The sequence below is a fragment of the Capnocytophaga felis genome, from assembly GCF_009684755.1.
Taxonomy (GTDB): Bacteria; Bacteroidota; Bacteroidia; order Flavobacteriales; family Flavobacteriaceae; genus Capnocytophaga; species Capnocytophaga felis.
Genome location: NZ_BLBC01000007.1, coordinates 235,079 through 247,803 on the forward strand (window position 1 = coordinate 235,079; position 12,725 = coordinate 247,803).

General features: G+C 35.6%; 8 protein-coding genes. All 8 read left to right on the forward strand.

Features of this window, described 5'->3' with window-relative positions:
- Positions 1-293 precede the first annotated feature (293 nt).
- The 8 genes from GN105_RS06920 (at position 294) to GN105_RS06955 (ending at position 12,585) form a co-directional block, all read left to right on the forward strand.
- Positions 294-1,115, forward strand: coding sequence for an MbnP family protein (locus GN105_RS06920; protein WP_155284671.1), 822 nt, complete (start codon positions 294-296; stop codon positions 1,113-1,115).
- Positions 1,116-1,319: 204 nt separating this feature from the next.
- The gene (locus tag GN105_RS06925) at positions 1,320-2,003 is read left to right on the forward strand and encodes a succinate dehydrogenase cytochrome b subunit (protein ID WP_155284672.1); all 684 of its coding nucleotides are present in this window, start codon (positions 1,320-1,322) and stop codon (positions 2,001-2,003) included.
- 12 nt (positions 2,004-2,015) lie between these two features.
- Positions 2,016-4,046, forward strand: coding sequence for a fumarate reductase/succinate dehydrogenase flavoprotein subunit (locus GN105_RS06930; protein WP_155284673.1), 2,031 nt, complete (start codon positions 2,016-2,018; stop codon positions 4,044-4,046).
- 103 nt (positions 4,047-4,149) lie between these two features.
- Positions 4,150-4,512, forward strand: coding sequence for a four helix bundle protein (locus GN105_RS06935; protein WP_155284674.1), 363 nt, complete (start codon positions 4,150-4,152; stop codon positions 4,510-4,512).
- Between the two features lie 54 nt (positions 4,513-4,566).
- Positions 4,567-5,310 carry a succinate dehydrogenase/fumarate reductase iron-sulfur subunit gene (locus GN105_RS06940; RefSeq protein WP_155284675.1) on the forward strand — a complete coding sequence of 248 codons (744 nt, stop codon included), beginning with the start codon at positions 4,567-4,569 and terminating at the stop codon, positions 5,308-5,310.
- Between the two features lie 85 nt (positions 5,311-5,395).
- Positions 5,396-6,460: a lactonase family protein gene (locus GN105_RS06945; RefSeq protein ID WP_155284676.1), complete on the forward strand. Its 1,065-nt coding sequence runs from the start codon at positions 5,396-5,398 to the stop codon at positions 6,458-6,460.
- 223 nt (positions 6,461-6,683) lie between these two features.
- Positions 6,684-9,596 (forward strand): TonB-dependent receptor, encoded by a 2,913-nt coding sequence (locus GN105_RS06950; protein WP_155284677.1) that lies wholly within the window; start codon positions 6,684-6,686, stop codon positions 9,594-9,596.
- Positions 9,597-9,936: 340 nt separating this feature from the next.
- A complete protein-coding gene (locus GN105_RS06955; protein ID WP_227977407.1) occupies positions 9,937-12,585 on the forward strand; it encodes a TonB-dependent receptor in 2,649 nt (882 codons plus the stop codon).
- Positions 12,586-12,725: the final 140 nt, after the last annotated feature.

A 12,725-nucleotide genomic window follows, 5' to 3' on the forward strand; every position in this document is an offset into this window, starting at 1 on the left:
TTTTGGAAAAGAAGAAAATCAACCGCCAAAGATATGAAATATCTTTTTAGAGAAGAAAACAATTTTCTATAATGTTGTAAAAGAGTTCAGGTTGATAAGAATTTTGTTTTACTATGTTTTTGAAAGTTTTTAGCGAAATTCAAAGTTCAAGTTACTTTGTGTTAATGAAAATTAAAAAGAGGGAAAAAGTTTTTTAAGTAAGAAAATAAGGATTAGTTTTGCGTTTGGATAAGAATCAATACGTTCAATTTATTTGATACAGTTGATAAAATATTAATATAAATATAGAGAAAATGAAAGAATTAAAAAGCCGATTATTATTAGTTTTGGTTTCTATTTTGATTGTGTCTTGCAAAAAAGATGAACCCAATCAAATTACTGAGCAACCTAATCAAATCATTGAGAAGATAGGAAACGTCTCATTGGAGTTTCAAAATGTTTACCAAGATAGCCCATTCGGGTTGCTTCAGGAATATACAACTCCTCCACCAATGAATCAGAAAATTAATTGTTCACGATTCTCGTACATTATTAGTGATATTTCGCTTGTAAATGATAAGGAAGAAGAAGTAAAATATCATCACACAAATCCTGATAAAGGTGCTTTTCTGTTAGTACACCATAAAAATGAAATGCCTAAAAAAGTTGAATTAAAAGGGATTCCGGTAGGAGCTTACACCAAAATCAAATTTAGAGTGGGACTTTCTAACACAGCTTGGAAATTAGGAGAAAGCCAACAAAAAGCATTTTGGAGTGCGTCAAAAGCAGTAGAAATGACTTGGGACAGCTGGACAAAAGGCTACAAACACGTGAATTTTGAAGGAACTTGGGGCGAAGAAGAAAAAATATTTAGTGTACAAATGGGAAATATTCCTTCTGAGGACAAAGAAAGGTCAATTGAATTGACATTGAATCTACCTGAAAGTTTGATTCTTGAAAAAGGAAAAACAAAAGATATTCGCCTTGAAGTGAATGTAAGTAATATATTTGGAGGTAAGAATAAAATATTATTAACCCCCGAAAATGCAGTTGTTGACAATACTAATGAGGAAATGATTGCTAAAATTAGAGAAAATATTTCAAAGGTGGTTTTCAAAGCCGCATCGGTTTACTAAAAAATAATAAAGAGCCTTTTAAGTGGGGCTCTTTTTATTTTTACGGATTTTACTTTTTGCTAAAAGTGCGTCATATTCTGTATTTTGTATTTTGAGTTAATTATATTGATTATAAATTAGGGTCAAAAAGTCTTTTTTAGTTGTCCAAACCATTAAAAGTATTTAACTTTGTGTGAAATTTTTAAATAACAATTAACAAATATAATGGCAGCACTATTCAAAACATCTATTGCTCGAAAGGTGGCGATGGCATTGTCGGCACTTTTCTTGATTGTCTTTTTGGTGATACACTTGGTGGTGAATTTCACGTCTGTTATCAGTCCTGATTTGTTCAACGAGTTATCACATTTTATGGGGACAAATCCGTTAATTCAAGGGGTAATGCAACCCATTTTGATGCTGGGAGTTATTTTCCACTTCGTGATGGGGTTTGTTTTGGAAATCCAAAACCGAAAAGCTCGTGGAGCAAATGCTTACGCACGTTACAACGGGGCGGCAAATTCCACTTGGATGTCCCGAAATATGATTTACAGCGGATTATTTATTCTCTTGTTCTTAATCTTCCACTTGAAAGATTTCTGGTTACACGAAATGACCGTGAAGTACGTCAATGGAGATATGACAGGCTTGGGAGCAAATGGCGAGTTCCGTTACTATGAAGACCTTTTGGAGATGATGAGCAACCCGATTCGTGTGGCAGTGTACGTATTGAGCTTCGTATTCTTGTACTTGCACCTAATTCACGGTTTCCAATCTTCATTCCAATCTATCGGACTTAAAGATGACAAGCGTAAGAAATTCATTAGCCTTTGCGGAAAAATCTATTCAATAGTAATTTGCGGAGGATTTGTTATCGTGGCTTTATATCATTTTTTTAACAACCTGTAATGTATAAGGATTATGAGTAAATTAGATTCTAAAATTCCAGAAGGTCCAATAGCTGACAAATGGACGAAACATAAAAATAAAATCAATTTGGTGAATCCTGCCAACAAACGTAACATTGATGTTATTGTAGTAGGAACGGGACTTGCAGGAGGTTCGGCGGCGGCTACTTTGGCTGAATTGGGCTACAACGTGAAGGCGTTCGCTTATCAGGATTCGCCTCGACGTGCACACTCCATTGCGGCACAAGGGGGTATCAATGCTGCCAAAAACTATATGGGTGATGGCGACTCCAACTACCGACTTTTTTACGATACGGTAAAAGGAGGAGACTTCCGTGCCAGAGAAGCGAACGTGTATCGCTTGGCGGAAGTGTCAGGAAATATCATCGACCAATGTGTGGCTCAGGGAGTTCCGTTGGCTCGTGATTACGGCGGATTGTTGGACAACCGTTCGTTCGGAGGTACGCAAGTTTCTCGTACTTTTTATGCCAAAGGACAAACCGGACAACAACTTCTTTTGGGAGCTTATTCGGCAATGAACCGACAAATCGCTCGCGGGAAAATTGATATGTACAATCGCCACGAAATGTTGGATATTGTAGTAGTTGACGGAAAAGCTCGCGGAATTATCGCTCGTGATTTGGTTACCGGCGAAATTGAACGCCATTCGGCTCACGCAGTGGTAATTGCAACAGGAGGATACGGAAACGTATATTTCCTTTCTACCAATGCAATGGGCTGTAACGGAACTGCCGCTTGGAAAACCCACAAACGAGGAGCTTTCTTTGCCAATCCGTGTTTTACGCAAATCCACCCGACTTGTATTCCGCGTTCGGGAGATTATCAATCAAAATTGACATTGATGTCCGAATCGCTTCGTAACGACGGACGTATTTGGGTTCCTAAAAATATGGACGATGTGCACGCTATCCGTGAAGGACGTAAAAAACCAACAGAAATCGCCGAAGAAGACCGCGATTATTACTTGGAAAGACGTTATCCGGCATTCGGAAACTTAGCTCCGCGTGATATTGCTTCGCGTGCTGCCAAAGAGCGTTGCGATGCAGGTTATGGGGTGAATGCGACAGGTGAGGCTGTGTATTTGGATTTCTCTTCCGCTATTGAACGTTACGGAAAAGAGCAATGTAAAATTCACGGAATTGAAAATCCTTCCAAAGAAGAAATTATAAAACGAGGCGAAAAAATCATCGAAGCCAAATACGGAAACCTTTTCCAAATGTATGAAAAAATCGTTGATGAAAATCCGTACAAAACGCCGATGATGATTTATCCGGCAACGCACTATACGATGGGCGGAATTTGGGTAGATTATAACTTAATGACCACTATACCAGGTTGTTATTGCATAGGAGAGGCGAACTTCTCTGACCACGGAGCGAACCGATTAGGAGCTTCGGCTTTGATGCAAGGTTTGGCAGACGGATATTTCGTACTTCCTTACACCATCGGAGATTATTTGGCAGCAGATATCCGTACAGGAAAAATCTCTACCGATTTGCCTGAATTCGTTGAAGCAGAACGCGTTGTAAAAGAGCGTTTGGCATTCTTCATCAATAATAAAGGAACAAATTCAGTAGATTATTACCACAAAAAACTTGGAAAAGTAATGTGGGATAAAGTGGGAATGGCACGTAACGCACAAGGATTGAAAGAGGCAATTCAGGAGATTCGTGAAATTCGTGAAGACTTTTGGAAAAACGTTAAAGTTCCGGGAGAACTTACAGGAATGAACACTGAACTTGAAAAAGCAGGTCGTGTAGCCGATTTCTTGGAACTTGGAGAGCTTTTTGCCAAAGATGCTTTGGAGCGAAACGAATCTTGCGGAGGGCATTTCCGTGAGGAGTATCAAACTCCTGATGGTGAGGCACTTCGTGATGACGAGCACTATGCATATGTAGCTGCTTGGGAATATACAGGAAACCCTAACGAGGTGAAATGTACTTATAACCCAAGTGAGGAAATTATGCATAAAGAAGAATTAGAATTTAAAGATATAAAATTAGCACAACGTAGTTATAAGTAAGGAGTTAGCATATAGCAAATAGCGTATAGAAATATTCGCGATGCAGAAAGCTGATGAATTGAATACAAAATAATAAAATATTTAAGGTTAGAATAATAGCAAATTGGTAAGTAAGGTTTCTTCATATAAAGAATTGATAGTTTGGCAAAAGTCAATGCTTTTGGTTAAACGGATATATGAATTAACTCGTTCATTTCCAGAAGAAGAAAGATTTGGACTAACGAGCCAAATTCGGCGAAGTGCAGTTTCTGTACCTTCAAACATAGCAGAAGGTTGGGGGCGAGGTTCTTCCAAAAATTTTTCGCAATTTTTATTTATTGCAAGAGGTTCTCTTTTTGAATTGGAAACACAAATATATATTGCAAAAGAATTAGATTTTTTATCTGACACGAAAGAGTTAGAACTGCTAATTTCTGAAATTGGGAAAATACTTAATGCAATTATTTCCAGATTCAAGGATAAGTAAAAACTATACGCTATGTGCTATACGCTAACTTCTAACCCCTAAATCCTAAATACAATGAATTTAACATTAAAAATTTGGAGACAGAAAAATGCCAGCGATAAAGGTCGTATGGTAGAATATAAAGTAACCGATATTTCCGAGCATATGTCGTTTTTGGAAATGATGGATATACTTAATGAGAGTTTGGTAGCCAAAGGCGAAGAGCCCGTGGCTTTTGACCACGATTGTCGCGAGGGAATTTGTGGTATGTGTTCGCTTTTCATCAACGGAGAGGCTCACGGACCTGACCGCGGAATTACCACGTGTCAGTTGCATATGCGTATGTTCAACGATGGCGATACGATTACTATTGAGCCTTGGAGAGCAACCGCTTTCCCTGTGATTAAAGACTTGATTGTGGACAGAACCGCTTTCGAGCGTATCCAACAAGCAGGCGGATACATTTCGGTAAATACTTCCGGAAATACGCAAGATGCTAACGCTCTTCCAATTCCGAAATACGATGCCGACCGCTCAATGGATGCAGCTTCGTGTATCGGATGTGGGGCTTGTGTGGCAACGTGTAAAAACTCATCGGCGATGTTGTTCGTATCGGCAAAAGTTTCCCAGTTTGCATTATTGCCACAAGGACGCGTAGAAGCTGCTGACCGTGTGATGAATATGGTACATCAAATGGATTTGGAAGGCTTTGGAAACTGTACCAATACGGGAGCTTGCGAGGTGGAATGTCCGAAAGGAATTTCTTTGGAAAACATCGCACGTATGAATCGTGAGTATTTAAAAGCAAGTTGCAGATAATTAAGAAATTAGGTATTTTATATAACCGAAAGTTAAGATTTTAAGAATTTAAACATCTAACTTTCGGTTTTTTATTTTTAATTGTATGAAAAAAATTTTTTTTATAATCACATTGTTGTTTACTGTGATTTCTTTGGCTCAAAATGAAAAGAATATTCAATTTTTGGTAGGTACCTATACAGATTCCGGTAGTGAGGGAATTTATATGTATAAGTTTGATAAAGAGAATTTTAAGTTTGAAAAGATAACTTCTGTTTTTATGAGAAATCCGTCTTATTTGACTTTGTCTCCTGATGATAAATTTCTTTTTGCAGTGAGTGAGAATGACCAAAATGACAGCAAGGTATTTTCTTTCTCTTTGAATAAGGAAAAAGGTAAAATAGAACTCATTAATAATCAGAATACATTTGGGGGGGCACCGTGTTACATTATGTATGATTCTGATAACAAGAATGTTATAACGGCGAACTACACGGGAGGGAATATTTCCGTATTTTCCGTAAAGGAAGATGGAAGTTTGAAAGAAATTTCACAAAATATTCCTTTTGAAAAGCATTCCCATTTGCATTCGGCACAACTTTCGCCTGACAAAAAACGAATTTTAGCAACAGACTTAGGCACAGATGAGATTTATTCTTTTCAAATGAAGAAAGGAAAGTTACGTAGCATTTTTAATGAAGAAATAAAACTTCCGAAAGGCACAGGACCTCGTCATTTTGTGTTTTCTTCGGATGGAAAGTTTTTGTACGTTTTAGGAGAACTTTCTCGAAAAATATCGGTTTTTAATTGTAGGAATAATAAATATACTGAAATACAATCAATTGCAACAGATGATTTTCACAATGGAAAAGGAGCGGCAGATATTCATATTAGTCCAAACGGAAAATTTTTGTATGCTTCCAATCGTTTGGTTAATGACGGAATTGCAATTTTTTCTATTCAAAAATCAGGCAAATTGAAAAAGATTGGTTACGAGTTGACTAAAAAGCATCCGAGAAATTTTGCAATAACTTCTGATGGGAAGTATATGTTTGTGGCGTCACGAGATGAGAATATTATACAAGTGTTTGAAATTCAGAATAATGGATTGCTTAAATTAAAAACGGAATTAAGCGTTCCTAAACCTGTTTGTGTTCAGTTTTTGAAATAGAATTTGCAATGAAGCATATTTTTTATTTTATATAATTATTGTGTTAAAAAAATAGTAATATTTGATTTTTTGATTTCATAATAATATATTTTTTGAAATATTATTCCTAAAAAGATGTGTTCTTTCTTTAAATCATAATTATTTAACAATTGCTTAACAATTCTTATTTGAAAAAATCGCAAATTTGCAACTTAATAAACTAACTTTTATATTAATAGAAAAAATGAAAAACTGGGTTTTAAATTTAGCCTTAATTTTGTTATCATCAATGACTTACGCACAGGGAATTGTAACAGGAACGGTTATTGATGGAGAACTTAACACGCCTCTTCCGGGTGCAAACGTGGTGATAAGAGGAACTACAAAAGGAGTTTCTTCTGATATGGATGGGAAATTTTCCTTACAGACGGAATCAAATTCCGGAACGTTGGAAATTTCTTACATAGGATTTGTAACTCAGAGAGTAAACTACACATTATCAGGAGGAAAAGCTAATGTAAGAGTTGTTTTACAGCCTGATGCTCAAGATTTAGGAGAAGTCGTTGTTACGGGAAGTTCTTTGTTGGATATTGCTAAAGAACGAAAAACACCTGTAGCTGTTTCGACGGTCAAGGCAGCAGAAATTGTTGAAAGGTTAGGAAATAAAGAGTTTCCTGAAATTTTGAACAGAACTCCATCCGTTTATGCAACCAAAGGTGGAGGAGGTTTTGGAGATTCTAAAATTAATATCCGTGGTTTTGCTAACGAGAATATCGCTGTTATGGTTAATGGTATGCCTGTAAACGATATGGAAAATGGTCGTGTTTACTGGAGCAATTGGGCTGGGCTTTCAGATGTGACATCTGCAATGCAAGTACAACGTGGTTTAGGAGCTTCAAAATTGGCAATAGCTTCCGTTGGAGGAACAATCAATGTAGTTACTCGAGCTTCTGATATGATGCAGGGAGGAGCAGCTTATGCGGGTTATGGTAATAATGGTGGAAACCACGAGTATAAAGGGCTTGTGGCATACAATACAGGAAAAAGTGAGAAAGGTTGGTCTTCATCTGTTTTGTTTAGTCGTAGTTGGGGAGAAAAATATGCTGATGCAACAAAATTTGAAGGGTACAACTACTTTTTTGCATTGGGATATACACCTTCTAAAAAACACAATTTACAATTTATGATAACGGGGGCACCTCAGTGGCATAACCAGCGTTCATCATCAGTATCTATTGCAGATGCAATAAAATACGGAGGGTCACTTGATAAACCGAACCGGAAGTATAATTCAGATTGGGGATACTTGAATGGGGAAGAATATACAAATCGTCGTAATGCTTACCATAAGCCAGTAATGATGTTTAACTGGGATTGGAATATAACGGAACAATCGACTTTAAGTACTGTAGCTTATGCTTCTTTCGGACGTGGTTTTGGAACTGGTGATTTGGGATCTGCTTGGACTGGTAGATTTAGACAAGACAGAAGGACAAATAGATATAGTCCGGAGACAACTAGAGTGACAAACATAAGAACAGCAGAGGGACTTATTGACTTTGATGCTATTAGTAAATATAACAAAGGAGAGGATATTTCAAGTCATAAAATAGAACGTATTAATACGCCAAATGCAGCAGGTTTAGCGAGAGAAGTAATAGATCCAAGTAATAGAAAACATAATGTTTATGAAGGTTTTGTAAGGCGTGCAAGTGTAAATTCACACGACTGGTACGGAATTCTGACCAATTTTAATCATAAAATTAATGATAAGCTTATTATAAATATAGGAATCGACGGAAGATATTACTATGGGTATCACTATCAAGTTCTTACAGATTTATGGGGAGCTTCTTACTATGCAGATTCTTCAAATAAAAATTTGTCGGGAACAAATAATGTATCAAAAGTTGTGAATGATAAGCCTAATTACAATCCGTTTGGAGGTACTGTAGACCCTATAGAAAATCGTATAACGTACAGTAATGATGGTGATGTTCGTTGGATGGGACTTTTTGCTCAATTAGAGTATTCTGATGATAATTTTTCAGCGTTTCTTCAAGGTTCATCTTCTATTCAGGGATTTCAACGTATTGATGAATTCTTAAAGCCGGGTACTGAGGCTGTTAGAGGGAAATCTATGACGAAAATGGAAAGAAAAACTGGGTTTAGAGATCTTTTGGGATACAACATAAAGGCAGGTGCTAATTACAATATCAATGAGCAACATAATGTGTTCGCTAATATTGGATACTATTCAAAACAACCTTTCTTTAATGCGGTTTATACTAATAACAAGAATTTTTTAAATCCAAATTTAACGAACGAGAAAATTTTTGGAATTGAGGCAGGATATGGCTTTAAATCAAGTTTTGCAAATGTAAATTTGAATGCATATAGAACTTCTTGGAAGGATCGTTTCGTGAGAAAATCAAATGATGTTAATGGAGTTCGTGCTTATGCTAACGTGCTTGGAGTTGTGGAGATTCATCAAGGAATTGAATTAGAAACAGATGTTAGAGTAACAGATTATTTGCGTTTCAAAGGTTCGTTGTCTTTAGGAAATTGGTTTTATGAAGGAAATGCTTTGGGAAGTTTATACAATGAAAGTAACGAACCCATTGATGGACAAGGCAATGTAGTGCTAGCTGAAAATGCAGAGTCAATCACGTTATTTTTAGACAAAGTAAAAGTAGGTGATTCTGCACAACAAACAGCTTCTTTGGGGGCTACTGTTACACCTATAGAAGGATTAAGATTTAATGTAGATTGGAGATATGTAAATAATTTGTACGCTAATTTGAATGTAGTAGATTTTACAACTCAGCAGGCGGCTGACAGAGGTGCTTTGAGATTGCCAAGTTTTAATTTATTTGATTTGAATGCTTCATATAAATTGCCTTTAACAGATAAGCAATCTATTACATTCTCAATAAATGTAGATAATGTGTTAGATACTTACTATATTGCGGAATCTTATGATAATAAGCATACCAAAACATTAGCAGACTTTAAAGATGATGCTACTAAAGGAACAGCTCAAAAGCAGTTTGATGATTATCAAAGCAATAATCTTTACAAAGGAATTGATACTTCTAACCGAGTTTACTTTGGTTTCGGACGAACTTGGAGCTTAGGTTTAAGATATGCTTTCTAAAGAGAAATAAAAGATTGCAAAAAGCCACTTTTAAAAGTGGCTTTTTTTTTTATTATTAAAATGATGAATTTTCAAAATTATTCAGAACGTTTAATTTGAAATAAGTGATTTGATTATGAGTGTTTTGTAAGATATTGTTTGTCTTTCTTTTTATGAAATATTTTTGATTTATAGAGGCATTCTCTCTGTGAAAAGTTATGAATAACTAAAAAATTAACCATTCTTTAACACGAATATCTTAATAAAAGTTGAAAATTTGTAACGGGAAAGATATAATGAATTAAGAGAGATGAGAAATGGACTACTACACTCATTAGTGCTATTTTTAATAGTCACTAGAATGACTTATGCTCAAAATTTTGTAAAAGGAAAAGTAATTGATGCAGAAACGAAACAACCATTATCAGGTGCCAGTGTGGTTTTGAAAGGAAATATTATGGGAGTTTCAACAGATGACGATGGAGAATTTTTATTGGAAGTTCCCTCCAAGATGGGAATGCTTGAAGTGTCATACACAGGTTTTGTTTCTCAGGAAACGCAATTCCGAATTTTGAGAAAAACGCAACCAACAGTAATAGAATTGGAACCTGACGCTCATTTATTGGCTAACGCCATTGTGAATAACAGTTTGTTGGATATAGCACAAGAAAGAAAAACACCTATTGCAGTTTCAACAATCTTCTCTTCTGAAATTGCAGAAAAATCAGGTAATCAAGAATTGCCGGAAATACTAAACAGAATCCCCTCAGTGTACACTACAAAATCAGGAGGAGGTTTTGGAGATTCCAAAATTAACATTCGTGGGTTTACAAACGAAAATATTGCCGTAATGGTTAATGGAATACCTATGAATGATATGGAAAACGACAGATTTTATTGGAGCAATTGGACAGGAATTGCCGATGTAACCTCAGTTTTGCAAGTACAAAGAGGATTGGGAGCTTCCAAATTAGCCATAGCTTCTGTGGGAGGAACTCTCAATATTGTTACACGTTCATCAGATTTGAATGAAGGAGGAGCGATATTGAGTTCAGTAGGAAACGATTATGCCGTAAAAACTTCTGCAACATACAATACGGGAAAAAATGAAAAAGGTTTCTCGGCTTCTGTTCTTATAGGAAGAACATCTGGAAATATGTATGTTAGAGGTGCTGATTTTGAGGGATATAATTATTATTTAGCTTTTGGTTACACACCTTCGGAGAAACATAATTTTCAGTTGATGATGACAGGTTCTCCTCAGTGGCATAACCAACGACTTTCTTATGTAAGAATATCAGATGCTTTAAAATATGGAGCTAACGGAAATCCTGACAGAAGGTATAATCCTGATTTAGGAATTTTCAAAGGAGAAACTTACAATGTTTACAGAAATGTATATCATAAACCGGTGATGATGCTCAATTGGGATTGGAATATTTCAGAGAAAACGGCGATTAACACCACGGGATATATTTCATTCGGAAGAGGTTCAGGAACATTGAATTATGGTTCGGTTATGGGAAGAGATTTAGAATCTTTCAGAAATGTTGAAACAGGATTATATGATTTCGATGCTATTGCCAAAGCAAATCAAGAATCGAATTCTGACAGAGATATTCTAATGCGTACAGCACGGATAAATTCGCACGATTTGTATGGTATTTTAGCAAATTTCAATCACAAACTTTCTGACAGATTGATATTTAACATAGGGTTTGATGGGCGATATTATAAAGGATATCATTACGCAATGTTAAATGACTTACTTGGAGCTACTTTCTACAGAGATGATTCAAACAAAAATTTGAAACTGAATAATTACGTTTCTACAAAAAACTCTAATTATCCTACATTCAATCCTCTTTTTTCCAAGATGGATGATGTGTCAAATACAATATTTTATAATAATGTAGGGCAAGTATTTTGGTCGGGAGTTTTTGGTCAGCTGGAATATTCCAAGGACAATTTATCTGCCTTCGTTCAGGGAGCGGTGTCAAATAAAGGTTATAAGAGAACGGATAATTTTCTGGCTGAAGGTACATTAATTGAAGGAACAAACATTCCTTTGCCAAAGAAAACAGATTATAAAACATTTTTAGGATATAATATTAAGGTAGGAATCAATCATAATATAGGCAATCACAATATATTTACCAATGTGGGATATTATGAGAAACAACCAAATTTCAATGCGGTTTACAGAGGAGGCATTAATTATGCTGATTTTGATAATATCAACGAAAAAGTATTAGGAATCGAATTAGGTTATGGGCTGAAATTAAAAAATCTTAACGCAAAGGTAAATGTTTACAGAACAACTTGGAATGACAGATACACAAGAAAGGATAATCTTACTGATACCGACCCGAATAAAACACATTACTATGCAGAAATTTCAAACTTAGACGAGCTTCATCAGGGGATAGAATTGGAATTGCGTTACAGATACAATAAATATTTGAAGTTGATAGGAATGTTTTCCTATGGAAATTGGTATTACGAAGGAAATGCAGAAGCCCAAACATACAGAACTGCGGACAGAAAACCTTATACCATTAGCGGAACGAAGTCAAACAGATTGCCTCTTTTGTTAGATAAGGTAAAAGTAGGAGGTGCCGCACAGATGACAGCCAATCTCGGTGTGATAGTTACTCCGTTGAGGAATTTGAATCTAAATCTTAACTGGCATTATGTAAATAAATTATATTCAGATTTTGATATTTATACATTCAGCGACAATGAAACTGCTTCAAAAGGAGCTTTAAAACTTCCGAGTTACAATTTGTTTGACTTTTCAGCGTCTTACAAATTACCATTATTCAAAAAACATACGATGACGTTTGGTTTGAATATATATAATATGCTTGATACGTACTATATTTCTGAATCACAGGACAATATCCATACAACTACAAATAGTGAAACTTACAAGGGAATAGACACACGAAATCGGGTACATTTCGGTTTCGGACGTACTTGGAATTTTTCAATGAAATATTCATTTTAACCGGAACAAAAATCCGTTTATAACTTTAAACGGATTTTTTTAATATTTTGGTTTTATTCTTCGTTTCTTTATGGTTTTTTATGTTAAAATTAATGTTGTAATTTTGTTATAATAAAAATTTTTATACATTTGTCCCGCAT